Source organism: Novosphingobium resinovorum, from assembly GCF_027922145.1.
Taxonomy (GTDB): Bacteria; Pseudomonadota; Alphaproteobacteria; order Sphingomonadales; family Sphingomonadaceae; genus Novosphingobium; species Novosphingobium resinovorum.
This window is the reverse complement of the sequence record NZ_BSFC01000035.1, coordinates 49,268-76,216: the sequence shown is the minus strand read 5'-3', so window position 1 is coordinate 76,216 and position 26,949 is coordinate 49,268. Positions and strand designations below refer to the sequence as shown.

Below are 26,949 nucleotides of genomic sequence, written 5' to 3'. Positions count from 1 at the left end.
GGCCGGTTGGCGCGCTGGGGGGCTTAGCTGCCCGCGCCGGAGGTTTCGCGACCCGAAGCCTCGTAATCGATGCCCAGTTGCTGGAGGTAGGAATCGTACTTCTTCGGATCGTAGTAGCTGGGCTGCATCGCCGGGCGGATCTGCGCCATCGTGCGCGCGTTGCGGTCGATCGCGGGCATGTCGGTGGCGGCGATCAGCGGATCGTACTTCTGGTCCTTGAGCTGGACGTCCTTCATCCAAGTCTTGGCCTCCGTGATGATCTGCGGCGTGGTGACGAGATCGAGGATCGTCATCGCCACCGCCTTGGCGCCGACGACGGTGCCCTTGTGCGCGATCGGCGTGGCCATCGCCATCGCGGCGGTGGCGTGGTGGAAGATCACGTTGGGAATGTTCGCCGGATAGCCGATGGTGACCGTCGGCACCGTCCACATCACGTCGCCGATATCGTCCGAGCCGCCGAAGCTGGCATCGCCGCGCAGGTCCGGGGTGGAGAGCGGCGCGACCTTATCCGGCAGCGGGGCGACCTTGAGGTGGTTCTTCACCTGCACCGCCTTCGCGAAGGCCTGGTCGGCGGCGGACCACTGCGGCACGCCCACCGTCTCGATATTGGCGTAGAGCGCCTCGGCCAGCGGCTTGTTGCCGTAGTTCGGCGCGGCGAAGCCCAGCACCTTGCGGCTGACCGTGGTGCCCGTCGCCAGCGCCGAGGCCTCCGAAATCTGGTTGCCGACTTCGTAGAGGTTGCGCAGCGAAGCGAAGTCCTTGTCGCGGAAGTAGTACCAGCTGCTCGCCTTGTCGGGCACCACGTTGGGCTGGCCGCCGCCGTTGGTGATGACGTCGTGCGAGCGCTGCGTGAGCGGGAGGTGCTCGCGCCGGAAGTTCCACATGACGTCCATCAACTCCACCCCGTCGAGCGCACTGCGGCCCTCCCACGGCATCGCGGCCGAGTGGGCGGTCTTGCCCTTCCACTCGTATTCGACCGAGATCATGCCGGTTAGGCCGAGGTCGCCCCAGCCGGTGCCGAAGCCGGTGTTGACGTGCGCGAAGATCGAGGCATCGACGTCCTTGAACATCCCCGCGCGCACATAGTACGCCTTGGTCGCCAGCAGCTCCTCGGCGACGCCCGGCCACAGCATCAGGCGGCCCTGCAGCCCGTGCTTCGTCATCACCTGCTTGGCGGCGAGCGCGGCGGCGACCATCAGCGGCATGCCCGAATTGTGGCCCTCGCCATGCCCGGGTGCGCCTTCGGTGAGCGGCTTGACCTCCGCCACGCCCGGCACCTGCGATACGCCGAGCAGCCCGTCGATGTCGCTGCCCAGCGCGATCTTCGGCCCGCCGGTGCCCCAGCTGGCGGTGAAGGCGGTGGGGACACCGGCCACGCCGCGCACGACGGTGAAGCCGTTCTTCTCGAGGATACCGGCGAGGTACTCGCTGGTCTTCACCTCTTGGAACCCCGGTTCGGCGAACGAGTAGATCTCGTCCACCATGACCTGGATCTGCTTGCGCTGCGCCTCGACGGCGGCGGCGACTTCCTGCTTGAGCGCCGGGTCGGCAGCCGCCTGCGCGACTCCGGGGATGAGCGAGGCCGCAGCAAGCGCGGCGGCGATCAGGGGACGCAGACCGTACCTGCGCACGCTTGCCCCGCGCTTATCCGCGCCTTGCTCGTCCCCCCCTCGTTCGTCATTGCGAGCGTAGCGAAGCAATCCAGAGCGGCGCGGCTCCGCCCTGGATTGCCGCGCGGCTTCGCCGCTCGCAATGACGGGGGTGGGGGAGGCAGAGGAATGTGTGTTGCTGCGCATCCCGATTACTCCGCCGGCTTCGTCAGGGTGGGGTACTTGACGCCCAGCTGGTCGAGGTAGGTCGGATACTTCGCCGGGTTGTAGTAGTACTTCTCCATCATCGGCCGGTAGAGCTGCATGTTGCGCTCGTTCAGCCAGATCGCGGGCACGTCCTTGTCGGTCAGCACCGGCGCATAGGTGTCGGTCTTCAGCTGCACGTCGGTGAAATAGGTCTTGGCGTCGGTGACCAGCTGCGGCGTCGTCAGGATATCGAGCACCGTCATCGCCACCGCCTTGGCGCCCGCCTCGACGCCCTTGTGCGCGATCGGGGTGGCCATCGCGAAGGCCGAAGTGGAGTTGTGGCCGATCATGTTGGGGATGTTCGAGGGGAAGCGGATGGTGATCGTCGGCACCGCCCACATGATGTCGCCGATGTCGTCCGAGCCGCCACCGGTGGAGGGCTTGCGATTCTCCGGGGTCGAGAGTTCGGCGACTTCCGACTTCAGCGGCTCGATCTTGCGGTCGTTGAAGGTCTGCGCGGCCTTGGCGAAGGCCTGATCGTCAGCGCTCCACTGCGGCATGCCGACCGCCTTGATGTTGGCATAGGCGGCTTCGGCCAGCGGCTTATTGCCGAAGTTGGGCGCCGCATAGCCCAGCGTCTGCTGGCTGACCGTAGTGCCGGTGGCGAGCGCGGCGGCCTTGGCGATGTCGTTACCGGTCTCGTAGAGCTTGCGGATGTCGGCGAAAGTGCGCTCGCGGAAGAAGTACCAGATGCTGGCCTTGTCCGGCACCACGTTGGGCTGGCCGCCGCCGTTGGTGATGATCATGTGCGAGCGCTGCGTCAGCGGTAGGTGTTCGCGCCGGAAGTTCCACGCGACGTCCATGATCTCCACCGCGTCGAGCGCGCTGCGGCCCTCCCACGGCATGCCCGCCGAGTGCGCGGTCTTGCCCTTGAAGCTGTATTCGACCGAGACCATGCCGTTGTTCCCCATCTCGCCGTAGCCGGTCGAGAAATCGGAACTGACGTGGGTGAAGATCGAGGCGTCCACGTCCTTGAACAGCCCTGCACGCACGTAATAGGCCTTGGTCGCCAGCAACTCCTCGGCGACGCCCGGCCACAGCATCAGGCGGCCTTCGAGGCCGTGCTTGGTCATCACCTTCTTCACCGCGATGGCGGCGGCGACCATCAGCGGCATGCCCGAGTTATGACCCTCGCCATGCCCCGGCGCGCCTTCGACGATGGGCTTGAGATACGGCAGGCCGGGGGTCTGCGAGACGCCGAGCACGTCGTCGATATCGCTGCCCAGCGCGATCTTCGGCCCGCCCTTGCCCCAGGTGGCGGTGAAGGCGGTGGGAATGCCCGCCACCCCGCGCGTCACCGTGAAGCCGTTCTTTTCGAGGATGCCGGTGAGGTATTCGCTGGTCCTGACTTCCTGGAAGCCCGGTTCGGCGAAGCTGAAGATCTGGTCGACCATGACCTGGATCTGCTTGCGCTGCGCCTCGACTTCCTTCGCGACCTCGTCCTTGAGCGCTTGCGGGGCGGCGGCATGGGCGGGAGCGCCGCCCATAACGGTGGTGGCGAGGGCGGCGGCGAGCATGGCGCGTTTGACGGTGTTCATGATCCGAAATCCTCTCTTAGAACTCGACCTTGGCGGAGACGCGGAAGGTGCGGCCGATCACGTCGTAGCGGCTGCGGTTGGTCTGGGCATACGCGGGTACGTTGTTGCCGTCCGGACCGTTGCCGACGAGCACCGGGTCCTTGTTCAGCAGGTTGTTCACAACGAAGGTCAGGTGGCCCATGCCGCCGCCCATCGCCGGGAACTTGAAGTCCACCGAAGCGTCGAAATAGACCGCGCCCTTGATCGAATTGTCGTTGATCGTGCGGTACTGCGCGGTGCTGGCCGGGCAGTCGCCATCGCACTCGATCCAGTCGTTGCCGTAGACGCCATTGGTAAAGCCGCGCGCCACCAGATTCAGGCTGACCGGGTCGATGTCGTAGAATGCGCTGACGCGGTAAACCCAGTCGGGCGAAGCATAGGTGGTATTATTGGTCAGCACGCCCGCATAGTCGATCGGGAAGCTGATGCCGTCATCGACCACGTTCTCGATATAGTGCGTGGCCTGCCCGTGCAGGCGCAGGGTGCCGGGGCCGACTTGCGCGGTGTAGCTGACCTCGATGTCGAAGCCCTTGGTCTGCTGGCGGGCGAAGTTGATCGGCGTCAGGTCGATCGTGCTGAGTTGCCCGTTCACGAAGTTGATGTTGGGGCAATACGAGGAGATGCCCTGTTCGTAGCACAGGTCCACCGTCTGCTGCGCGGTGATCGAGCCGATCGCGTCCTTGATCTTGATCTGGTAGTAATCGAAGGAAAGCGAGAAGCCCGGCAGGAAGCTGGGTTCGAACACCGCACCCAGCGTCCAGCCGTCAGCCACTTCGGGCTTGAGCGAGGAGTTGCCGAAGGCGTTCTGCACGAACTGCAGCGATCCGGTCTGCGGGGCATCGGCGCCGTCCGGGATGATGACGGTGTTGGTACGCGCAGTGCCCGCCGCGAACAGTTCGTCGAGGTTGGGCGCGCGGATGTCGTGGCTCAGCGTGCCGCGGAAGCGCAGCGCGTTCATGGCCTGCCAGTTGGCGCCGACCTTCCACGTACCGACCCAGCCCGACGTGGAATAATGCGTCCCGCGCGCGGCGGCGTTGACATTCATCCCGTCGAAGATCGGCACGTCGAGTTCGAGGAAGCCTTCATAGACGTCGTACTTACCCTGGTTGACGCGGAAGTTGCCGTAGAGCCAGCCGGAATTGTACTGCGAATCCACGCTGCCGTTGATCTGCTCGCGTCGCCATTCGACGCCGGTGGCAAAGGCCAGATCGCCCGCCGGAAGCGCGAAGGCCTTGCCCGAGATCGTGGCGGCGGCGACGTCCTGCTTGATCGTCTGGTGGCGCAGCGGCTGGTTGCCGTCGTTGTAGATGTAGTCGAGCGCCGCCTGCGAAGGGCCGTTGGTGCCAAGCCGGTCGATCGGCACGCAGCCATTGCCCGGATTGGTCAGCGTGGAACGGCACACGATGTTGCCCGATCCGTCGAACACCGCATCCTGCGCCAGCGCCATGCGCGAATTGACCCAGGTGTTGGTCAGTTCCTCGCGCGCCTTGGTGACGCCTTTCTGGTAGTAGACGTCCCAGTTCATCGGCTTGTCGAACAGGTCGAACTTGCCCTTGGCGCCGATGACGCCGCGATAGACCTGCCGCTTGATGTTGCTGCCCGGGATCGGGAAGCCTGCGTTGGAGGTGCCCACGGTGATCGAGGACAGCCCCTGCGCCGCCATCTGCGCCGCGACGGTGGGGTACTGGCTGAGCAGGTAGGCATTGTCCGCCGCGATGGTCACCCCGGTGCTGGGAGTCTGCTGGTACGAGGACGCGCTGACCGAGCGGTTGTAGGAGAACTGCCCGAAGATCTCGATGTCGGGCGTGATCTCGAAGCCGACGCGCTGGAATGCGCTCAGGCGTTCATCGAGCGGAACGAGGGTGTTGGTGCCGACATGGCCGGCGAGCGTGGTCTGCCAGTCGCCGCCGATCATCCACGGGCTGGAGACGGTGCCGTAGTTGAGCTGCCCGGTCTGCCCCTCGCCCAGGAAGTACGTACCGCGCAGCGGGCCGCTGGTGATGAGGCCGCCCGCCGTGTACCCCGCCGGGCCGATCCCGCTGCCGACCAGCCGCTGTGGCTCGCCGTTGGTGGCGGTGTAGGCGGGGTTATTGATCTGGAAATAACCCTTGTTGTTCCAGTCGCGGTCGATCCCCTCCTCGCGGTTCTGCTTGAAGTACGACACGTTGGTGAGCAGGTGCAGCCGGTCATCCAGCAACGAGAAGCCCGCGGTGCCGGTGAAGCGGTAGTTGAAGGCGTCTCCATAGGTCGAGATGCCGGTGTCGGCACCGATCTTGAAGCCCTTGTAGCCGGTGTCGAGGATGAAGTTGACGACGCCGCCCACCGCGTCCGACCCGTAAGCGGCGGAAGCGCCACCGGTGATGACTTCCACCCGCTTCACCAGATCCTGCGGGATCGTGTTGATGTCCACCGTGCCGCCCACGGTCGAGGCGACCGAGCGCTGCCCGTCCACCAGCACCAGCGTACGGCCGACGCCAAGCCCCCGCAGGCCGATCGAGTTGATGCCCGCACCCGCGTTCGAAAGCCCGCCCGAGTTCGTGCCCGAAGTGCCCGAACCGGCGATGGCAGGCATCTGGTTCACGAAGTCGGAAATGTTCGCCGGGGCCTGCGCGGCGATGTCCGCCTCGCCCAGCACCGCCACGGGCGTGGGCGCGCTGTAGCCGTCGCCGACGATGCGCGAACCGGTCACGACGATGTCGTTGACCGGCTCCTCGTCCGCAGGCGTCGGCGCGCCCTGGGCCATCGCCGGAGCCGCAAGAAACAGCGGTACCGCAGCACCTGCCAGCAGCAGGGCACGGGCCGAACGCACTGAAAAGCTTTCCATCATGCCCCGACTTTGCGAGGTCTGGCCCAAGGCCGTGTTTGCATTGCGCATCGCGAAAAACTCCCTGTGACCGAATCTCTCGCCACAGGCGCCCTCATCCCGATGGACGGAGAATGGACGCGGTTCCTCCAGGCACACGGATGTGCTCACCGCCCTCGCGGTGCCGCCGGCAAAGCGCTTGATGAAAAACCCGTATTCCCCGTTCCCGCCTACCCTTGCGGGAACCCCATCATCCGGCAGTGTCCGTCTTGGATTTCGGTTTGCCCCCGATCCGGATCGCTGCCTGATGCCGTCGATACTATCCGGAAGGGGGCGAATGATCCCAATAAAGTTGCGGCTATTTTGCCGATCGCTTGATGGATTTCAGCGTTAATATCGCGATCCGCGCAAGATTGGTGCGGATGCTCCGGAACCCGCGCATTTTCCCGAACCCGATCGCGCCGTGATTCGCGAAATGCAGCGCAGCATCGGCGATGCGGTAGGCGACTTGTGCAAGCGACCGAGCACTTGCGCATGATTTTCGCGGCTTTCTAATTCTCTGCGCAGGATTCCATCAACGATGCGCCATTCCGCCCCGATAAGTTCGGGGAAGCTGCGCGAGGTTTGCGCTAGGCTTTGCTGCAACGGCGAGATGAGGGGTTCACGCTCTCGCCACCAGCTCCACAGGGGGAATACTCACGATGTCTTTCGTCGCCCGCATGAAGCCTTTCCTCGTCGCCGGTTGCGCTGCCGTAGCCTATGCAGGCGCCCCGTCCGCATGGGCCGCACCGGTTGCGGTCGCTTCCACCGCTGATGGCGCGCTGCTGCCGGTGCAGGTCGATGCCGCCAAGGGCAAGGTGCTGTTCACCCTGCCCGCCCCCGCCGCCGACGGCACTTCGGGCCGCTACCTGTTCACGCAGGCGATCAAGACCGGCCTCGGCTCCGCCGCGATCCGCATCGACCGGGGTATGCAGGGCGATACCAAGGTGCTCGCCTTCCGCCGCATGGGCGGCAAGGTCGCCGTAGTGTTCGAGAACCCGCGCTTCCGCGCCAGCGGCGACGCGGGCGTGCAGATGGGCGCGAAGGCCAGCTTCCCGTTCAGCACCGTCGCCATGCTCGACGTGGTGAGCGAGGGTGCCAACATGAACGGGGGCAGCGTCACAGTGGACCTCACCCCGCTGCTGATGACCGACGCGATGGACCTGGCCGGCGCGATCGGCGAGAGCGCAAAGGGCTACAAGCTGTCCGAAAAGCTCAGCGCGCTCGATCCCGCCTCTGTGAAGGTGTTCCCGAAGAACGTCGAACTGGAAACGGTCCAGACCTTCACCGCCGACAGCGCGGGCCGCGAACTCGATACGCTGGCGCCCGATGGCCGCGCGGTCAGCGTCACCGTCCATTCCTCGCTGATCGCGCTGCCCGAACCCGGCTTCGTGCCGCGCAAGTTCGACATCCGCTCGGGCAGCCACGCCACGCAGGCCTATGACTTCGGCACCCCGCTGGGCACGCCGATGCTGGTCGAATATTCCAACCGCTTCCGGCTGGAGAAGACCGATCCGTCCGCCGCGCGCTCCCCGGTGAAGAAGGCGATCGTCTTCTACATCGACAGCGCCGCGCCCGATCCGATCCGCACCGCGCTGGCCGACGGCGTGCGATGGTGGGCCGACGCCTTCGACGCGGCGGGCTTCGTCGATGCCTTCAGGGTGGAGATCCTGCCCCCCGGCGTCGATCCGCAGGACGTGCGCTACAACGTGGTCAACTGGACCGACCGCCAGAACCGCAGCTGGTCCTACGGCGGCGGCGTGATCGACCCGCGCACCGGAGAGATCGTCAAGGGCGTGGTCGTGCTGGGCGCCCTGCGCGTGCGGCAGGACATCACCATCTTCGAAGGGCTCGTCGGCACCGCGCAGAACAACACCGGCGGCCCCAACGACCCGGTCCGCGCCGCGCTCGCCCGCATCAGCCAGCTCGGTGCGCATGAGGTCGGCCATGCGATCGGCTTCGTCCACAACTTCAAGGCCAGCCTGCAAGACCGCGCCTCGGTGATGGACTACCCCGCGCCCAAGGTCGCAATCGCCGATGGCAGGCTGGACCTTGGCGACGCCTACGCTACTGGCATCGGCAAGTGGGACAAGTTCACCGTGGACTGGCTCTACGGCCAACCCGCGCCCGGCGTCGACGGGGACGCGGAAGCCGCCGCCAAGGCCGATGCGATCCGCAAGGCGGGCCTGATCTTCGGCACCGACGTGGACGGCCGCGCGCCCGACCTCGCGGTGCCCGGCGTCAACATGTGGACCGAGGGCGACGACACCCCCGCCGACCTTGCCCACACGATGGAGGTTCGCCGCATCGCGCTGGCGAACTTCGGCCCCGGCGTGCTCCTTTCCGGCGAGCCGCTGTCCAACCTGCGCCGCAAGTTCGTGCCGATCTGGTTGTTCCACCGCTATTCGATCGACGCCACCGGCAAGCTGGTGGGCGGCGTGAACTATGAATACGCCGTCGTCGGTGACGGGCGCGGTGCGCCCTATCCGGTCCCCGCCGCTCAGCAGTTGGAGGCGATCGACGCGCTTGTCGGCACGCTTTCGCCCAGCGTTCTGACGGTGCCCGCATCGCTGACGATGATGCTGTCGAGCGGCAGCAGCGCCCGCCCCGATGCCGAGGCCGTGCCCGAAGTGATGCGCGGCGCGGGCGCTGCGGTGTTCGATCCGCTCGTCGCCGCGCAGGTCGCCGCGCAAGTCACCCTCGACAGCCTGCTCGCGCCCACACGCCTCACCCGTCTGCACATCCAGCATGGCTACGATTCGAGCCAGCCCGGCGTCGGCACGCTGCTGGACAAGCTTTCGCCGGTGGTGGCCGCGCACGGCAACGCGGTTTCGCGCCGGATTTCGCAAGCCACCCTACTCGCCATCGCCGCCGCGCGGGCCGATGCCGATACCCCCGCCGACGTCGCCGCCCTGCTCGACGGCTACCTCAAGGACACCGCGACCGGCTTCGCGAAGGCGAAGGGCGGCTCCGAGGATGCGCTGTGGCAAGTCTCGATGGCCGCACTGCTGCGCGATCCCAGTCGCCTCGCCGACGAGATCGGCAAGGCCAGCCGCCCGCGTCCGCCGATCCCCGCCGGAATGCCCATCGGCGGTGACACAGGCTGGTTCGATAACATTCTGTCGGAATAACACCCCCACTCGATCCCTTTTGTTTGAAATCCAGAGGACATTCGGCACTATGGTTTCGAAATTAAAAAGAGGGGCGCTCAACAAGATGGATATGCAGTCCGGTAAACTGCACTGGCTGGATGCCGCGCGCGGCAAGCCAGCGCAGCACGAACTCGACGACACCGACCTCAGGTTGATGCGTGCCCTCGTCTCCGATGGGCGCGCATCGGACGTGTGGCTGGGCGAGAAAGTCCATCTGTCGAGCACCGCAGTCGCCCGTCGCCGCAAAATACTGGAAGAAGCGGGCTATATCTCGAACTATTCCGCCAACCTCAATGTCCGCGCGCTGGGCTATGGGACGCTGGTGATGGTCTCCATAGAGCTCATATCGCAAACCGAATCGGTACTGCAGGACTTCGAGAAGGCCGTGCTAGATAGCCCATCGATGCAGTTCTGTGCCTTCGTCACTGGAGACACCGACTTCCTGATGATCCTCAACGTGCAATCGCTGGAAGATTACGACATGATCTACCGCAAAGAGCTTTCGGTTCTTCCTCACGTGCGCCGCATCCGCAGCAGTTTCGTCCTGCGCGAAGTGGCCAGCCGCCAGATCGCGCCGGTGATCCTCGCCGGGCGTTAGTCGCCCTGCTGGTCGTCGCGGTGGCGGTGCGTCACCATGCGGCGATGGAGAGTGCGGACCACGTCGCTGCCGGAGGTCGTGAAGACCGTCGGCAGCAGTCCGTGGATCAGGCACTTGATGCCGCCCGCGACCATCGCGGTGCCGAAGCCGAAGGCCGACTGGAAATGCTGGCCGTAGGTCTCGCCGACAGACTCGGGATGATCCTGGAAGATCTTGCGAAGCATGGGGGATATTCCTTCAGTTGAGAGTGCTCGCCAGCATGGCCAGCGCCATTGCCGCGACGAGCGTGGAAAAGAGGTAGCGCAGCATATCCCGGCCGCCCGAGAGGCGCCCGGCGAGCATGCCGCCGCCAAGGCCGCCGAGCAGTCCGCCAGCGATCAGCGCGCTCGCCACCGGCCAGTCGACCAGACCCGACGCCGCGTAGTTCGCCGCCGTCGTGGCCCCGAACGCGGCGACGGCGATGAGCGAGGTGGCGACCGCCTCGGCCGTCGACATGCCGGTCGCCCTGACGAGGCCGGGCACGATCATGAAGCCGCCGCCGATGCCGAAGAAGCCCGCAAGGCCGCCGCTGCCCGCGCCGAACCCGGCGAGGCGGCGCCAGCCGGCAGGCACGGCGGCGACATCCTCGGCCGCGCGGCGCAGGATCATCGACGCGGCGATCACCAGCATCAACACCGACAGGCCGCGCAGCAGCCACTCGGCGTCGCATAGCTTGCCGAGGGTGGAACCGAGGCTCGCCCCGCCAAGGCCGCACAGCGCGAACAGCATGCCGCTGCGCCAGCGCACCCGGCCCGCCCGCGCGTGTCCGGCCAGAGCCATCGCCGCGTTCACCGCGACGCCGATCGCGCCGGTGCCGATCGCGAGGTGCGGATTGCCCAGCCCGATCACGTAGACCAGCATCGGCGTCGCCAGCACCGAGCCGCCCCCGCCGATCAGCGCGAGCACGAGGCCGATCAGGCCGCCGCAGCCGATCGCGGTCATCAGGGGGTGGGCATGGAGCAGGAACAGCATCGCGGGAACCGTGCGCAGGACGACACCCCGCGCGAAGCCCGCAGGTTCGCCGGTGTGAAATCGTCAGGTTGTAAGGAGAAAAGTGCGGCCGGCCGACGCAGTCGGCGCCGGTCCGGCCGCCAGGATGGGTAGGTTAGAAGTCGAAGGAGAGGCGGCCGTAGTAGTAGCCGCCGTAGGCACCGAACGGCGAGTTGCTGCCGTAAGGCGAACTGCCGATGGTGTTGGTCACGGTGTTCTTGTCAGGATAGGTGTTGAACACGTTGTACGCGCCGCCCGAGAGCTTGAGCTTCTCGGTCACCTGGAAGCCCACCTCGAAGTCGGTGATCCACTTGGCCCCGTAGCTCTGGTCGCTGGTAGCGGCGTTGGCGAGCGCCTTCCAGCTGCCGTAGCGGGTTTCCTTGGCATTGACCGAGAACGGACCCTTCGACCAGTTGAGGCCGAGGATGATCTTGTCCTTCGGGGTGAAGACCGTGAAGTAGCCCTGCGTCTGCCGGTCGAACAGGGTCAGGCCCAGGTTCGCCAGTTCCTCGGGGTTGTCGGCGATGTGGGTGATCTTGGTCTTGTTGTAGTTGTACGCCGCGCTCGCACGGACGTTGCCGAAGTCGCCCAGCGTGAAGCTGTAGTTCGCCACCGCGTCGATACCGCGCGTGCGGGTGTCGATGGCATTGGCGAAGAAGCGTACGTACTGATCGCCCGAGAACCCGTTGTCGCGCAGGATCTGGCGCACCCCGGCGCTCGAGAGCAGGCCTGTCAGGGTGATGCGGTCGTCGATGTTGATCTGGTAGGCATCGACGGTCAGCGTGAAGCCCGCCAGCGGCGTCAGCGTCACGCCGAAGCTGTAGTTGCGCGACTTCTCGGGCTTCAGGTCCTTGCCGCCCAGCGCCTGCGCGATGGCGGAGCCGGTCTGCAGGATCTTGGATTCGATCAGCTGATACGAACCGTTGACCAGCGAGACTTGCGTGGCGGTCTGCGCATACGCCTGCTGCGAGAGCGAAGGCGCGCGGAAGCCGTTGGAGAACGCACCGCGGAAGTTTAGCCAGTCGGTCGCCTTCCACAAGGCCGAGACCTTGCCGCTCCAAACGCTGCCCGAGCTGTCGTCGTACGTCTCGAAGCGGCCCGCGCCGGTCACCAGCAGGCGATCGGTGAGGTCGAGCGCGAGGTCGATGTAGGCCGCGCCGATGGTGCGCTGGATGCTCGCCTCGTCGGCCGGGGTGATGACCGTGGCGCCCTGTGCACCGATCGCGCCGGGCTGTCCGGCCAGCGCCGAGCCGGTCGGGTAGACGTAGCCGCCGTTCTGCCACGACGCGGTGTCGAGCGACTTGGTGACGTAGCTCTCATAACGGAACTCCGCGCCGGCCGAGACCTGCAGGTTGCGGCCGCCAAAGACTTCGAAGCCCTTGGTGACGTCGAAATTCGTCGTCCACTGGTCGAACGCCGAGCTGAAGGTGTCGAATTTCGTCGGGCTGGAAGTGCCGAGCGAGGCATTCAGCGTATTGTCCGCGCCCGAACGCACGTAGTCGCGGCCGTACGTGGTGCTGAGGTCGAGATTCCAGCCGGCGACCGTCTCCTTCATGCCCGCCGTCGCCTGCCAGTCGGTCTCGGCCATCGTGTAGTAGGGCGTGAAGCCGTCGGGGTAGATCTCGACGATGTCGCTGGTGGTGCTGGGATAGCGGCCCGCCTGGCCGACGCGCGCTTCGCGGTAGCCGAAGGTGGCGTTGCTGTAGAGCGTCAGGTCGCCCGCCTGGATCTCGCTGTTCTGGGCGAGGTTGATCGACTTGAGGTCGGGCAGGCCGCCCTGGTAGCGGCGGCGGTCGCCGGTCGCTTCGCGCGGATCGTCAGCGCCGTTGATGCGCGAATAGATGCGGCCGGTGTAGTCCGAGTTACGCACCGTCGCCTTCTGGCGCTTGGCTTCGGCGGAGACTACGATCGAGCCGTTGTCGCCAAGGTGGAAGCCCTTGGACAGCTGCGCCGAGACGGTCTCGCCGTCGCTGCCGTTGACGCTGTCCTTGTAGCGCTGGCCCGCCTCGATCGAGCCGCTGCCCGCGTCGGGGTTGCTCTTGAGGATGACGTTGATGACGCCGGCGATGGCGTCCGAACCGTACTGCGCCGCCGCGCCGTCGCGCAGCACTTCGATGCGGGCGATCGCGCTGGCCGGGATCTGGTCGAGATCGACCGGATTGCCGCCCATCGAGGTCGAGCCCGAATTGAGGTCGATCAGCGCCGAGTTGTGGCGGCGCTTGCCGTTGACCAGCACCAGCACATGCACGCCCGAGAGGCCGCGCAGGCCCGCTGGACGCGTGACCGAGTTCCACGAGGAGGAACCGACCTGCTGCGACTGGAACGAAGGCACTAGCTGGCTCAGCACGTCGCGCAGCTGCATCGAGCCGCCGAGCTGGGCGATCTGCTCGCCGCTGATGACGTCGATCGGCGTCGGGCTGGTGGCGACCGTGCGGGCCTGCCCGCGCGAGCCGGTGACGACGATGTCCGAACCGCCCGGTGCTGCGGTATCATCAGCAGCTTGGGCGTACGCCGCGTTGCCGGTGGCGACGCTCAGCGCGAGGATGGACGAGGTAACGAGTATTCTACGCATTCAAACCCCCATGATGGGCGGCGTATCTGCTGCCGCCGGATAGATGACGCTGTCTCCCTGGGCATCGTTGCCCGAAGGGGCGACGGCGCCGACGTGTCCGGCGGGTTGTCCCGTCCCGGTTTGCGCGCCCTCGCCGACCGCCGCCGCAAATGCGGAAAGCGCGCCGTCGAGTTCGCGAATGAGGTCCGCGGTGTCCTCCAGCCCCACGTGGAGGCGGATCACCGGGAAAGTCGTGTCAGCGGCGAAGGACCGCTGGCGGATCTGGCCGTTGCACGGGATGGCAAGGCTCTCGAACCCGCCCCACGAGAAGCCGAGGCCGAACAGCTTCAGCGCGTCGAGGAAGGCGCGCTCGGCGCTCTCCGGCCCGTCGAGCACCACGGTGACGAGGCCGTTGCCCGCGCTGTAGTCGCGCATGAACAGGTCGTGCCCCGGCGCGCCCGGCAGCTGCGGGCAGAGCACTTCGCGCACCATCGGCTGCGCGCGCAGCCATGCGGCGACTTCCAGCGCCGCCTCGCCGTGACGGGCAAGGCGCGCATGCAGCGTGCGCATGCCGCGCAGGGCAAGGTAGGCGTCGTCCGAAGACACCGCCCAGCCCATGCTGCGCGACCCGCGCCGCAGCAACGCGCCCACTTCGCCGCTAGCGACGGCGCTGCCCATGAACACGTCGGAATGGCCGCAAACGTACTTGGTCAGCGCCTGCACCGAGATATCGACGCCATGCGCCAGCGGCTTGAACAACACGCCCGCGGAATAAGTGTTGTCCACCAGCGTCAGCACGCCGCGCGACCGCGCCAGCGCGGCGATGCCCGGAATGTCGAGCATGTCGAGCGTCAGTGAACCGGGTGCCTCCAGCACGATCAGGCGGGTCTTGTCGCCGATCATCGCCTCCAGATCATCGAGCGTGATATCGGCAGGGAAGTAGCGGACGGTGACGCTGTAGTCGGCCATCGTCGTCTCGGCGAAGCGGCGGGTGGGGCCGTAGATCGTGTCGCACACCAGCAATTCGTCGCCCGCGCGGCATGCCGCGAGGATCGCGCCAGACAGCGCCGCGAGGCCCGAAGGGTAGAGTTCGGCCACCTCGCCCCCCTCCAACTCGCACAGCGAACGGCGCAGCGCTGCCTGCGTCGCCAGCCCGCCGCGTCCGTATGTGGGCGCTTCGCGTCCGAAGCAGCCGTAGTCGTCGAGAAGTACCGTCGTCCCGCGCTGAAGAACAGGTGCGGCCGTGCGCAGCGCGAATTCGCCATCCATTGCAGGATGGATCATCCGCGTCGCTTCACCCTTGCCGCCGTCTTCGGTAATCACTTTGAAATTCCTGTCTTATCCTGCGCGGCTAGAAGCCCGCGCGGCCTTGTCGTATCTTCTAGTCGGTAGCGGCGTTGACGATCTCACCCAGATTTCGTGCCGTCTCGCGAAATGCCGTGATGGACATCACGCCGAATTCTTCATTACCCGCACATTCATCACCCGGTCCTGCAGGGCGACATCGCGAGGGGCAGTTCGGTGGTGTTCTTCATCTCCTCCATCGCGAAGGCGGAGCTGACGTCGGTGAGCTTCACCATGCCGATGAGCTTCTTGTAGACCGCGTCGTAGGCCGCGATGCTGGAGACGCGGATCTTCATCAGGTAGTCCACGTCGCCGGTCATGCGGTACAGCTCGACGATCTCGGGCATCGTCTCCACCGCGTGCGCGAAGCTGCGCAGCCATTCGTCGCTGTGCTCGCTGGTGCGGATCGAGACGTAGGCGGTCAGTTCCAGCCCCAGCTTCACCGGGTCGAGCAGCGCCACACGGCCGGTGATCGCGCCAGCAGCCTCCAGCCGCTTGAGCCGCCGCCAGCAGCTGTTGTGCGACAGGTGGACGACCTCCGACAACGCCGCGACCGACAGCGTGCCGTCCTTCTGCAGCGCGCCGAGGATGCGGATATCGGCATCGTCGAGCGTCAGCCGTCCGGATGGGGCGCCGGATAGGGTGGGCGCCATCAGCGTGCCTCCGCCAGCGCAGGCGGGGCGAGCAGGTCTTCGAGCGCAATGCCCTTGGCCAGCCCGTCGCGGATCAGCGTCTCGCGGCGCACGGCGGCCTCGGCGCGGTCGATGTCTCCCGCCGCGTCCTCGGGCGAGAGGAAGACCACGCCGTCCGCATCGCACAGCGCGATGTCGCCCGGCCGCGCGACCACGCCGCCGACGCTGACCGCAGCATTGAACCGCCCGCCGAGGCCCAGCCGCCGGGTGGTGCGCGCACTCACCCCGCGCGCCCAGACCGGCAGCCCGGTCTCGAGAATTTCGCCGAGGTCCGCCACGGGACCATCGACGACGATGCCCGCGATCCCGCGCAGCATCGCCGCCGCCGCGACCACGCCGCCAACCGCAGCATGGCGGGTGTCGCCAAGCCGGTCGATCACCAGCACGTCGCCCCCGCGCAGATGCGAGAGCGCCTCGTGCAGCAGCGCGCCGTCCGGACCAGACAGAGCGAGCGTGACGATCGTTCCGCACGCCTTCATGCCGGGTGCGAGCGGCCGTAGCGCCGGATCGCACAGGCCCCATAGCCGCCAGTGCCCCAGCGTCGAAGTCTCCACGCGAGACAGACCGTGCACCAGATGGAGCGCGGCCTGCGGGGGCATCGGATGGCGATCGAACGTCATTCTCCCGGCGCCGCTTCGGGGCGGCGCGGATCGCACTTGGCAAAGTGACGCAGGAAATCGGCGACGTGGCCGACGAGGAAGCGGGTGAACACCTGCCCTGCCCGCGCGCTCGACAGCGAGGGATCGCCCGAGCCGACGCCGTCGTCCGCCACTTCGGTAGCATCGAGCGGCAGGTCCACGGATACGCCGCCAAACTGCGCGCTGGCGAAGTGCGGGTCGGACGGCAGCCCGAACACGGGCTTGCGCGGGGTGGGCCCCGACTTCGCCTCGCCAACGAGCCCGGGGGCGAGGTACATCATCACCGAGGTCACCGGATCGGCGCCATGGCCGCGTGCGGCAGCAGCCTTGTCGCCATGGGCCTCCTGCCACACCGTCTCAGGCAGCGAGCGCCAGAGATGGACGGCGGGAATGACCACGCCCGTCTCGCGGCGCACCGCGTGGACCACTTCGGCGATCAGCGGCGCGTTGGTGGAATGGCCGTTGACGATGACGATGCGGTCGAGGCCGTGGTCGAGGAAGCTGTCGATCATGTCGCGCAGCACCGCGCGGAAGGTCGATCCGCGCAGTTGCATGCCGCCGGGGAAGCCCCGGAAGAACTCAGCAAACCCGAACGGCAGCACCGGCGCGCAGACCGCACCCGCCGCTTCGGCGGCTGCCATGGCGATGCGCTCGGCGGCGACGAAATCGCCCATCGGCGCATGAGGCCCCTGCTCCTCCTGGCTGCCCAGCGGCAGGACGATCACCGGGCGGTCCTGCGCGATGCGCGCGGCGAAAGCGGCGTGACTCAGGTCCTGCAGGGCGTGCGGGCGAACGCAGTTCATAGCGACGCCTCGATGCGGATGGCCTTGTTCGCAGCGACCGGAATCTGGCTGCGCACGCGGTTCAGGATGCCCATGTCGATGGCGGCGGACGCACTGCCCAGCCCTTCGGACACGCGCGAAACGACGGTTCCCCACGGATCGATAATCATGGATTGGCCGAACGACTGCCGCTCGCCCGCAGGCGTCTGGTATGTGCCCCACTGGCCTGCGGCGGCGACCCAGCATTCGGTCTCGATCGCACGGCTGCGCAGCAGGACTTCCCAGTGGTCCTTGCCGGTCAGCAGGGTGAAGGCGGCGGGCACGGCGATCAATTGCGCGCCCTGCCTCGCCAGCTGCTGATAAAGTTCCGGAAAGCGCACGTCGTAACAGATCGAGCAGCCGACGGTGACGCCCTCGCAATCGTAGGTGACGATTGCCTTGCCGGGATCGACGGTGGCGGATTCGTGGAACTTGGCGCCGTCGGCGGTGGTCACATCGAACAGGTGGATCTTGCGGTAGCGGGCCTGTTCAACGCCGTCGCGGTCGAAGACGACGGTGGTGTTGTAGGCACGGCCGGGATTGTCCGACTGCTCGTAGAACGAGCCGCCGTGGATCCACACCTTCAGTTCGCGGGACAGGCGCGAGAGCAGCGTCCAGGTGTCGCCATCGCGGTAAGGCTCGGCGACGGCGGGGGCACCGGCAGAGCCGCCAAGCCATTCGCAATGCTCGGGAAGCTGCACCCAGTCGGGGCGCTCCTTCGCCACGCATTCGCGCACGGCGGCCTCGATGGCGGCGAGGTTGGCGGCCTTGTCGCTGCGGGTATTGAGCTGGATGACGGCTGCGCGCAGCATCTTACTTTCCTTGAGGACGCGCGGCGGAGAGCGCGATGGCGTTGAACAGAATCTTGAAAGCGCCCTGAGTCTGGGCGCGCAGGGCTATCTCGGGACCGATGAGCACGACCTTGCCCTTGCCCTGCGGGACGGTGAGCACGGCGGCGGTGTCCTTCAGGTATTCGGGATGCCAGGCCCAGCCGCTGTGCAGCAGCGCGCCCTCACCGAACGACACCGCGACCGAGGTGCCGGGTGCGGTCGGACGGAAGACCGGGCTGGAATCGTAGAACAGGTCCACCTTGGGATTGAGGCCCCAGGCGATCGGGTCCGCCGAATTGGCATCGGCCGTCAGCACGGCGCCGGGCACGTAGAACTGGGTGTTCGACAGCGGCACGCGCTTGCCGTCCTTCTCCACCAGCAGCGGATCGGCAACCGGCAACTTCAGCGCGGCGGCGAGGCCGGACGAGGAAGACCCCATCGCCAGCAGCGTGCCGCCCGCGTCGGCAAAAGCCTTGAGCGCAGGGATGGTCTTTTCCGCGCTGATGTCACCCAGCGAGGCGCGGTACTTGGCGGGCATGTCCTTGGGATCGGGCTGGACGCTGTCGAAGCGGCCACGGAACATGCCGCCGTCCACGCCCGAGCGGGCATTCGGGATAGCAGCATCGGGCACGACGACGATGTCGTACGACTTCGCGAGGCCGCCCTTGTCGAGTTCCTGCGGGTAGACGATCGAGTACGGCAGTTCCTGCCCGTCGAGAATCCAGCGCAGCCAGCCGGTGGGATGGAGGCCGCCGTAGAGATCGACCACGGCGACGCGCGGCTTCTTCACGGCAAGCCGCTCGCCCTGCGGCGCGGCAGCGACCGCTTGCACGGTGAGGCCGAGTGACTTCGCGCCTTCCTCGACGATGCCGCGCGCCTTGGGGGACACAGGCACGAACCATGCGCCCGGCTCTACGGCACGTCCGGCAACAGCGAGCGGCGTCTTGTACGCGCTCACCGCGATGCCCGCCGCCTGGAGACGGTTGACGAGACGGAAGGCGTCGTTCTGGTCATGGCTGACGAGCCAGCCGCCGGAGGTGCCCTCCACGCCCGCATCCGCGATCGGCTGCGCATCGGGCGCGATCTCTCCGCTAACCGGGCGCACCTTCACCCCCACCGGATCAAGCGCGCGGGCGAACTCCACGCCCGCCTGAAACGCCGGGGTATAGCCCGAAGCGTCGGCCGGCGGGATCGGCGGACCGCCCGGATAGGCGAAGTTGTTCGGGTAGTGCTGCGGCTCGAACATGTCGAGCACATGGGCGCGGTAGGCCTGCGCGGCGGGGACGATGTAGGTGCCAGCCGGCCAGGTCTTGCCTGCGGCGGTGAACGGCTCCTCCGCCCGGCCCATCTCCACGCCGAGGCGCGAGAGCGAGGTGAGGAACTTCGCGGTCGTCGGAAAATCGTGCTGGTCGATCGGGACGATATAGGCCCGCGCATCGCGCTGCGCCGGATCATGCAGCACCGTGTCGTAGAGGTCGGCGTCGATCTCGCTCCAGCCGCGCGTGCGCACCGGCTTGGGCTTGCCGCCGCGCTCGGCCAGCGCCGCATGGGCGGCCTCGATGCGGTCCTTCGAGATCGTCCAGCTGTCGGTCGAGCCCTTGGCGATGGCATTGGCGCCCATCTGCCAGCGGTCGAACAGCAATTTCTCGCGGTTGTTGGCCGCATAGGTCAGCAGTCCGCGCGCGAGCGAGAGGCTGTAGGACACCGATTGCGCCATGCTCCACGGGCCGGGCTTCGCGGGCAGCGCCTGATCGTTGCCGGGCACCTGCCGCTCGGGAACGAAGGGGATCGTCTCGGGCACCGGGCTGCCGATGATCTCGACGAGGATGCCCACCGCGTTGTGGAAGTACGTCGAGGTGCGCAGGTTGCCGTTGTACCAGGTGTCGTAGTGCGCGCCGCTGCGGGTGGTGGCGCCGCCCTTGTTCTCCGACAGCAGGCGGCTCTGCAGCGTGGCACCCACTTCGTCGAGGCTGGAGATCACCAGCGGCTCGTAGTGGTAATTGAACGGATCGCGGAACGGCGGGAGGAACAGCACGGTGCCCGCGGGGCCCGTCTGGTGCTGGTTCATCACGATCTGCGGGCGCCAGTCGCGATAGAGCACGCGCACCATGTTCTGCGTCTCGACCTGCGTGGCGAGGAAGAAGTCACGGTTGTTGTCGTGCCCGACGTAGGGATGGTAGAGGCGCGGCAGCGACTTGAAGTCCGCCTCGCGCTTCATCGGATCCTTGAAGCGCATGTACCAGTCGGCCACGAACTGCTGGCCGTCCGGGTTGTCCGGCACGAACAGGGTGACGACGTTGTCGCGGATCTTGCGCGCCTCTGGGTCGTCGGACGAAACCAGATCGTGGACCTGCGCGATCAGCGCGGTCTGCGCCTCGACCTCGCTGGCGTGGAGGCCGCCGTCGATCCAGACCAGCGCCTTCCCGGTGGCCGCCATGACGCGGGCCTTCGCCGCATCGATGCCCTCGGCAGCGCCGAGCGCGCGGCTTGTCTCGCGGTATGCGTCCAGCTTGGCAAGGTTTTCCGGCGAGGAGACGACCGCCATGACCTGCCTGCGTCCCTCGGTGCTGGGGCCGATGTCGACCAACTTCACCCGGTCGCTGGATGCGGCAACGGCCTTCCAGTAGGCCATCATGCCGTCGTAGGACGGGACGTAGCGATCCTCGCCCATCGGGTGGCCAAGCACTTGTTCCGGGGTCGGCACCGGCTTTTCCTGCGCCAGTGCAGGCGTTGCCAGCGTCAGGCAGGTGGCGAGGAGGGGAGCGCGGGTCAGTCTCATCGGTCGATGGCCTTTGCAGGATCGGGGGGGCGCACGAAGGCGATCACGAGGAAGGAAAGCAGGGCAGCGGCCGTGACGTAGAAGGCCGGGGCGATGGTCACCCCGGTCACACGCACCAGCAGCGTCGCGATGAAGGGCGCGAAACCGCCGAACAGCATGACCGCGCCGTTGTAGCCCATCGACAGCGCGGTGTAGCGCACCCGGGTCGGCAGCAGTTCGCACAAGTACGTCGGCGCGGTGCCGCTGAAGAGGCCGGAGAAAACGCCGGCCACTGCGGTTGCCGTAATGACGGAGATGCCGCTGCGCGCCTCCGCCATGAACAGGAAGAGCGGGATCGAGACGATCGCGAAACCGCCGGCGCTCACCAGCAGGAAGGGCTTGCGCCCGACTTTGTCCGAAGCCCAGCCCGCCAGCGGGATCACCGCGACATTGCACAGCGCGCCGGTCAGGGTGCCGAGCAGCGCGTAGCGCGAGGGCACTTCCAGCACCTGGCTGGCGAAGCTGACGAGGAAAGTGCCGTAGGTATAGCCCGCCACGGTCCAGATCACGACCATGCCCGCGATCGTCAGCACGGTGCGGCGGTGGATCGTCAGAGCCTCGCGCAAGGGGTGCTCGGGCACTTCGCGTTCGGCTTTGAAGTACGGGGTTTCAGGGACTTTCGCGCGTAGGTAGAAGCCCAAAGGCGCGATCAGGATGCCCAGCACGAAGGGCACGCGCCAGCCCCACGCCTGCAGGTCCTCGGCCGAAAGCACCGAATTCAGCGTCAGCGCCACCAGCACGGCGGAGACCACCGCGAGGCTGGTGCTCAACTGCTGCAGCGCGCCGAACAGGCCGCGCCGGTGGGCGGGCGCGTACTCGACGAGGAACGTGGTCGCCCCGCCCCACTCGCCGCCGGCCGCAAAACCCTGCACCAAACGGCACACAACGAGCGCACAAGGCGCCACCAGGCCTACAGAAGCATAAGTCGGGATCAGCCCCGTCGCACATGTCGCGCCCGCCATCAGCATCATCGTCAGCACCAGCGCCGACTTGCGCCCGAAGCGGTCGCCCATCGATCCCAGCACCATCGAGCCGACCGGGCGCATCACGAAGCCGACGCCGTACGTCGCGAAGCTGGAGAGGATCGTCGTCACCGGATCGGCGGCCGGGAACATGGCGATGCCGATCTGCGCGGCGAAGTAGCCGTAGATGATGAAGTCGAACAACTCGAACCAGTTGCCGATCATCGCCGAGGCCAGGGCCCTCGCAATGTCCTTGCGGCCCGGAACCGAACACGCAACAGGTCCCTCGGCGGGAAGCGCCGTAGTCGTCATGGCAGGTCTTCCTTGCGTCTTAGGGGGCTTCGGCGGGCGAAGGCTTGGGCAGCGGCACGGGAACATGCGGCGGAATGACGACGGCGCCGTCCTTCACCATCATGCGCCCATCCTTGAACACCATCGATACCTTGCGCAGCGCGTCGATGTCCTGATCGGGGCGACCGTCCACCACGATCACGTCGGCCAGCTTGCCGGGCTGGATCGAGCCGATGAGGTCGTCCATCGCCAGCAGCTTCGCGTTCGTCAGCGTCGCCGCCTGCAGCGCCTGCGGGACCGTGTAGCCGCCCTTCACGAACCACTTGAGTTCGGCGAGGTAGATGTTGGGGATCATTTTGTTCGCATCACCGATCGTGTCGGTGCCCACGCCCATGACGATGCCCGCCTTCTTCATCTTCTGGAACAGCGCGAAGTTCGCGTCCGAGGTCATCGTGAAGCGGCGCGAGGTCGAATCCCAGAAGCCGCCCGCGCGGTCGAGCACGTTCTGGTAGACCTGCAGCGTCGGCACCGAGGCGGTGTGATGCTGCGCCATTTCGGCAATGGTCCTGTCGGTGCGCGGAAGCGGATGCTCGATCATGTCGATGCCTGCTTCCACCGCCATCTGGGTGTAGATCGTCTCGCAGTCGCACGTCACCTTGAGGCCAAGGCGATGCGCCTCGTCCACCGCCGCCTGGATCTCGTCCGGGGCAAAGTGGCTGGCGACCTTGATGACGCTGGCGCCTTTCTTGAACGTCTCACGCACGGCGGCGCGCCAGGCGTCGGCGCCGTTGCGTTCCCAGGCATAGTCGGGGCCGTGTGAGGGGCGTACCGGACGTTCGGTGGCATGGCCGCCGGTGCCGGTGATGATGTGCCCGGCGGTGAACACGCGCGGCGAAGGGATGGCATCCTGCGCCGCCCAGTCGGCCAGACGATAAGGCGCATCGCCCACGCCGTTGAGATCGCGCACGGACGTGAAGCCCGCCTCGATGAACCAGCGCAGGTTGCGTTCGCCGCGCAGCACGCCGTCGGCGTCCTCGGCCTGCACGTCGTAGGGCGTATCGTTGTCCGGGTACGTCAGGTGCACGTGCATGTCGATCAGGCCGGGCATCACGAACTTGCCGGTCACGTCGATCACTTTAGCATCGGCGGGCCACGCGGTGCTGTCCGCAGACAGCACGGCAATGACCCGCCGACCCTGCATCACCACGCTTCCCGGTGCGACCCGAAGGGACTGCGTGTCGAAGACGAAGCCGCCGCGCAGCACGGTGACCGGTCCAGTGGCCGCTTCGGGCCGCTCGGGGATCATGCGCGGGGTGTGATCGGTGTTGGTGCCGCCCGCGATCCACTCGTGGCGGTCGGTGCGCGGCACTGCGGCATCGCGCTCGGGCGCGGCGGCGGAAGCCATGCCCGACAGGCCAAGAGCGGTGCCGGCAAGGACGAGGTTACGGCCAATGTTACGAAATGAATGCTTCATGATGTTTGCGACCGTCATGTTTTGCGCGAAGCTTTGGTTACATGTTGCCCTGACCCGCCATTGCCTCGGCAATGCGGGAAATCGCGCCGCCCAACTGGGCCTGAAGGCGCGCGGGGTCCTGCCGGTAGCGCTGCGAGATGCAGGCGAGCCCGAGCGCCGCCAGCGGCTGCCCCTGCCCGAGCGGAATGACGGCGGCGACACCCGTGCCGCCGACCGCGAATTCGTCCTCGACCACCGCGAAGCCCGTTTCGCGCGCGGCTTCCACGGCGTCGATCACGGCGCTGCGATCGACTTGCGTGGAGGCGGTGAGCGCGGCGCGCGGCACGCTGTCCAGCGCGGCCTCGAAGGCGGCGGGCTCCATTCGCGCCAGCAGCACGCGGCCCAGCGCGGTGCAGTATGCGGGAACCTTGCGCGGCAGTTCGATGTCGTAGCGGATGTCCGAAGGCGATGCCTCCTTGGCCAGCAGCCGCACGAGGCCGGACGCATCGGGCATGCCCAGCAGCACCGTCTCGCCCGCATCCACCGCCAGCGCGGTCATCACCGGCGGGGCGACGCGCAGGATGCGGCCATGGCGCGCGAAGCCGTCGCGGCGGATCATGTCGTTGAGGCGGTAGCTGTCGTCCTCGTCCTCGCGGACCAGATAGCCACGCTTGTGCAAGGTGCGCAGCAGGCCCAGCGTGCTGCTCTTGGGCAGTTCCAGACCGCGCGCGACTTCGCTGAGCGTCAGCCCGTCGCACCGCGTCGAAAACAGCTCGAGCATGTCGAGCACGCGTGCTGCGGACTTGATATCACTGGTCATCGCGGCCCCTGATCACTTTCACGTCATTCGTTCATGAATCAGAACGATACGTTCATATCTGTGAACAGACTGTGCGCTGTTTGCCCGGAGGTGTCAAATGTTTGTCTTTTGCGCCGATCTGCGCATGTTTGTTACGGTATCGCGGGGAACCGTCGGATGATCTGCAATGTGGCATCGTCGGGGAAGACAAAGCGCATAGACCAGATGACCTGAATTTCACGCAGTCCCGCATCACTGGCACAAGCCAGTCCGCACGATGCGTTCACGAACGTGAACACTACCTTCTCCTTACGTTTCTTTCTCGATTATTTTATGATCATTTATTGAAATTTGATCAGAATGCGTACATCTGATGGTCATGGCCACGATCATGCAGTCCCGCGAACCGAACCGGAAGGATCTGACCGGCCCTGCCTTGCGCACGTTCTTTCGCATCGCCGATGCCTGGGGACTCAAGGAGAACGAACAGATGCGGCTGCTCGGACTGGACAACCGTTCCACGTTCCAGTCGTGGAAGCGCGGCGCCGTGGCGGCCATTCCCAAGGATGCGCTAGAGCGCATTTCCTACGTCCTGGGCATCTACAAGGGCCTGCAAATCCTGCTACCGCGAACGGCCGACGATTGGGTGCGCAAACCCAATGCCGCACCGCTATTCAGCGGCCGCTCGGCGCTTGATCGCATGACTTCAGGCAACGTCGCGGACCTCTATGTGGTGCGGCAGTACGTCGACGCCCAGCGCGGCTGACGGCAAACATCCTCATGGACGTTCCGGTAACCGCCCTGCTCTGGACGCCGTGCTATCGCATCGTGCCGAGCCGGTTCCCTCCGGTCTCCGTGTTCGACAAGGTTGCCGATCCGGCCGACCTCGAAGCCGTATTCGCACTGGAGGCGATGACGAACGACCGTCTGCGCGAAGAGACCGGCCAACTGGCGCTGGTGCCGCCCGAGGACCGCGTCTCCGGCCCCGGTTCGACGCCAATCATGGCGGCCTTTACGCATCTCAATCCGAAAGGCGACCGGTTCACCGACGGGGCATTCGGGGTTTTCTACGCGGCGCGCTCGGTCGATACGGCAGTGGCGGAAACCTGCTACCATCGCGGCCGGTTCATGGCCTTCACCTTGGAGCCTGCGCAGGAACTCGACATGCGGGTCTATGCCGTCGATCTTGCCGCGCGGATGCACGACATACGTGAGCGGCGGGAAGATCTTGCGGCGATCTACCACCCCGACCACTACGGCGCGTCGCAGGCGTTTGCCGTAGCCCTGCGCGGCGAAGGTTCGGACGGCATCGTCTATGCCAGTGTCCGGCATGAGGGCGGCGAATGCGCGGCTGTGTTCCGGCCACGCCTGCTCTCCAACTGCCGGCAGGAACGCCACTTGTGCTACGTCTGGGACGGCAGCGCGATCGCCACCGTCTACGAAAAGCGCGCGTTCGGCTGAGCGATCAGCCGCGAAGGCGCTCCGCGTGCCAGGCGACGTGCTCGGGCATGAACGTGGAGATGAAGTAGTACGAGTGGTCGTACCCCTCCTGCATGCGGATCGTCGCAGGCTGCCCCGCCTTCTCGCATGCCGCGACGAGCAGCGGCGTGCGCAGTTGTTCGTTGAGGAAGCCGTCCGCCGTCCCCTGATCCACAAGCAGCGCCGGAACGCGCGCGCCGTCCTCGATCAGCGCGCAGGCGTCATAGGCACGCCAGCCGACACGGTCATCGCCGAGATAGCCCGTCAGCGCCTTGTCGCCCCAGGGGCAGTTCAGCGGCGAGACGATCGGCGAGAAGGCGCTGACCGAGCGGAAACGATCCGGGTTGCGCAGCGCGATCGTCAGCGCACCATGGCCGCCCATCGAGTGGCCGGTGATCCCCTGACGCGCAGTGTCCACCGCGAAATGCTGCGCGACGAGCGCGGGTAATTCGGCCTCGATGTAGGAGCGCATGCGGAAATGCTGCGCCCAGGGATCACGCGTCGCATCGACGTAGAAGCCCGCGCCCTTGCCGAAGTCGTAGCCCTCATCGTCAGGCACGTCGTCGCCGCGCGGACTGGTATCCGGCGCGACGAAGATCACGCCATGCTGCGCGCATGCTGCACGAAACTCACCCTTCTCGGTGACGTTCGCATGCGTGCATGTGAGCCCGGAGAGATACCATAGCACCGGCAGTTTCGCACCCGGCTCATGGTCGGGTACGAAGACGGAGAACGTCATCGGCGTTCCGGTCTCGGCGCTGTCGTGGCGATAGACGCCCTGCGTGCCGCCGTGGCCGCGGTTGGTGGAAATCGTCTCCAGGCTCATCGCATCAGGCCTTCGGTGCCTGCCAGAGGCAGAGCTTGTTGCCGGTCGGATCGCGCAAGTACGCGCCGTAGGCACCAGGGAACATCTCGCGCGGACCGGGCGCACCTTCACAGGTGCCGCCTGCAGCGAGACCTGCAGCATGGGCGGCATCGACCGCCTCGGGGCCGGGTGCGGCAAAGCCGATCGTGCCGCCGTTGGCGAAGCTCGGCGCATTGCCGTCGCGCGGGGTCACCGCCGCGAAGAAGCCGCCGGACGTGGCGTATCCGACACCGTGCCCTTCGCCGATCAAGTTGCCCTCGCCATGGCCGAGCGCGCCGAGAACGGCATCGTAGAAGGTCTTGGCGGCCGGAACGTCATTGGCGCCGACCATGATATGCGTGAACATCGAAAT

The 26,949-nt window shown here is 66.6% G+C and carries 21 protein-coding genes; 4 read left to right on the top strand and 17 right to left on the bottom strand.

Going from position 1 to position 26,949, the window contains the following annotated elements; translation table 11 throughout:
* Nucleotides 1-23: 23 nt before the first annotated feature.
* The 3 genes from PKE80_RS20600 to PKE80_RS20590 form a co-directional block, all read right to left on the bottom strand.
* On the bottom strand, nt 24-1,631 hold the full coding sequence (locus PKE80_RS20600) for a peptidase dimerization domain-containing protein (RefSeq protein ID WP_271184142.1): 1,608 nt from the start codon (nt 1,629-1,631) through the stop codon (nt 24-26).
* 170 nt (nt 1,632-1,801) lie between these two features.
* On the bottom strand, nt 1,802-3,394 hold the full coding sequence (locus PKE80_RS20595) for an amidohydrolase (RefSeq protein WP_271184141.1): 1,593 nt from the start codon (nt 3,392-3,394) through the stop codon (nt 1,802-1,804).
* Nucleotides 3,395-3,410: 16 nt separating this feature from the next.
* On the bottom strand, nt 3,411-6,308 hold the full coding sequence (locus PKE80_RS20590; RefSeq protein ID WP_271184140.1) for a TonB-dependent receptor plug domain-containing protein: 2,898 nt from the start codon (nt 6,306-6,308) through the stop codon (nt 3,411-3,413).
* A 629-nt stretch (nt 6,309-6,937) separates the two neighbouring features.
* On the opposite strand from PKE80_RS20590, the gene PKE80_RS20585 reads away from it, so the two are divergent.
* The gene (locus tag PKE80_RS20585) at nt 6,938-9,406 is read left to right on the top strand and encodes a zinc-dependent metalloprotease (protein ID WP_271184139.1); all 2,469 of its coding nucleotides are present in this window, start codon (nt 6,938-6,940) and stop codon (nt 9,404-9,406) included.
* 91 nt (nt 9,407-9,497) lie between these two features.
* On the top strand, nt 9,498-10,025 hold the full coding sequence (locus tag PKE80_RS20580; protein ID WP_370424483.1) for an Lrp/AsnC family transcriptional regulator: 528 nt from the start codon (nt 9,498-9,500) through the stop codon (nt 10,023-10,025).
* Here the strand turns inward: PKE80_RS20580 and PKE80_RS20575 are convergent.
* From PKE80_RS20575 to PKE80_RS20520, 12 genes are all read right to left on the bottom strand, one after another.
* Entirely contained in the window at nt 10,022-10,249 is a 228-nt protein-coding gene (locus PKE80_RS20575) for a DUF6356 family protein (protein WP_271184137.1), read from the bottom strand. The genes PKE80_RS20580 and PKE80_RS20575 overlap by 4 nt on opposite strands.
* 13 nt (nt 10,250-10,262) lie before the next feature.
* Complete coding sequence (locus PKE80_RS20570) at nt 10,263-11,036, bottom strand: sulfite exporter TauE/SafE family protein (RefSeq protein WP_271184136.1); 774 nt, start codon at nt 11,034-11,036, stop codon at nt 10,263-10,265.
* Nucleotides 11,037-11,169: 133 nt separating this feature from the next.
* Entirely contained in the window at nt 11,170-13,626 is a 2,457-nt protein-coding gene (locus PKE80_RS20565) for a TonB-dependent receptor plug domain-containing protein (RefSeq protein ID WP_271184135.1), read from the bottom strand.
* Nucleotides 13,627-14,928 (bottom strand): cystathionine beta-lyase, encoded by a 1,302-nt coding sequence (metC, locus tag PKE80_RS20560; RefSeq protein WP_271184134.1) that lies wholly within the window; start codon nt 14,926-14,928, stop codon nt 13,627-13,629.
* A 158-nt stretch (nt 14,929-15,086) separates the two neighbouring features.
* Nucleotides 15,087-15,602, bottom strand: coding sequence for an Lrp/AsnC family transcriptional regulator (locus tag PKE80_RS20555; RefSeq protein ID WP_271184133.1), 516 nt, complete (start codon nt 15,600-15,602; stop codon nt 15,087-15,089).
* Nucleotides 15,602-16,261, bottom strand: coding sequence for an RraA family protein (locus PKE80_RS20550; protein WP_271184132.1), 660 nt, complete (start codon nt 16,259-16,261; stop codon nt 15,602-15,604). Before PKE80_RS20550 ends, PKE80_RS20555 begins: the two co-directional genes overlap by 1 nt.
* Nucleotides 16,258-17,082, bottom strand: a complete 825-nt coding sequence (locus tag PKE80_RS20545) for a creatininase family protein (protein WP_271184131.1) — start codon at nt 17,080-17,082, stop codon at nt 16,258-16,260. The genes PKE80_RS20550 and PKE80_RS20545 overlap by 4 nt, the downstream gene beginning before the upstream one ends.
* Entirely contained in the window at nt 17,079-17,912 is an 834-nt protein-coding gene (locus PKE80_RS20540; protein ID WP_271184130.1) for a carbon-nitrogen hydrolase family protein, read from the bottom strand. Before PKE80_RS20540 ends, PKE80_RS20545 begins: the two co-directional genes overlap by 4 nt.
* A 1-nt stretch (nt 17,913) precedes the next feature.
* On the bottom strand, nt 17,914-20,709 hold the full coding sequence (locus PKE80_RS20535) for a M14 family metallopeptidase (RefSeq protein ID WP_271184129.1): 2,796 nt from the start codon (nt 20,707-20,709) through the stop codon (nt 17,914-17,916).
* Nucleotides 20,706-22,022, bottom strand: coding sequence for an MFS transporter (locus PKE80_RS20530; protein WP_271184128.1), 1,317 nt, complete (start codon nt 22,020-22,022; stop codon nt 20,706-20,708). Before PKE80_RS20530 ends, PKE80_RS20535 begins: the two co-directional genes overlap by 4 nt.
* A gap of 19 nt (nt 22,023-22,041) precedes the next feature.
* On the bottom strand, nt 22,042-23,475 hold the full coding sequence (locus PKE80_RS20525; protein ID WP_271184127.1) for an amidohydrolase family protein: 1,434 nt from the start codon (nt 23,473-23,475) through the stop codon (nt 22,042-22,044).
* A gap of 37 nt (nt 23,476-23,512) precedes the next feature.
* Entirely contained in the window at nt 23,513-24,274 is a 762-nt protein-coding gene (locus PKE80_RS20520) for an IclR family transcriptional regulator (RefSeq protein WP_271184126.1), read from the bottom strand.
* A 358-nt stretch (nt 24,275-24,632) separates the two neighbouring features.
* Between PKE80_RS20520 and PKE80_RS20515 the strand changes: the two genes are divergently transcribed.
* Together PKE80_RS20515 and PKE80_RS20510 are read left to right on the top strand one after the other, a co-directional pair.
* Nucleotides 24,633-25,019, top strand: coding sequence for an MbcA/ParS/Xre antitoxin family protein (locus PKE80_RS20515; RefSeq protein ID WP_271184125.1), 387 nt, complete (start codon nt 24,633-24,635; stop codon nt 25,017-25,019).
* Nucleotides 25,020-25,033: 14 nt separating this feature from the next.
* A complete protein-coding gene (locus PKE80_RS20510; protein ID WP_271184124.1) occupies nt 25,034-25,714 on the top strand; it encodes an RES family NAD+ phosphorylase in 681 nt (226 codons plus the stop codon).
* A gap of 4 nt (nt 25,715-25,718) precedes the next feature.
* On the opposite strand, the gene fghA is transcribed toward PKE80_RS20510, so the two are convergent.
* Together fghA and PKE80_RS20500 are read right to left on the bottom strand one after the other, a co-directional pair.
* On the bottom strand, nt 25,719-26,558 hold the full coding sequence (gene fghA / locus PKE80_RS20505; protein WP_271184123.1) for an S-formylglutathione hydrolase: 840 nt from the start codon (nt 26,556-26,558) through the stop codon (nt 25,719-25,721).
* Between the two features lie 4 nt (nt 26,559-26,562).
* Nucleotides 26,563-26,943 carry a VOC family protein gene (locus PKE80_RS20500; protein WP_271184122.1) on the bottom strand — a complete coding sequence of 127 codons (381 nt, stop codon included), beginning with the start codon at nt 26,941-26,943 and terminating at the stop codon, nt 26,563-26,565.
* Nucleotides 26,944-26,949 lie beyond the last annotated feature (6 nt).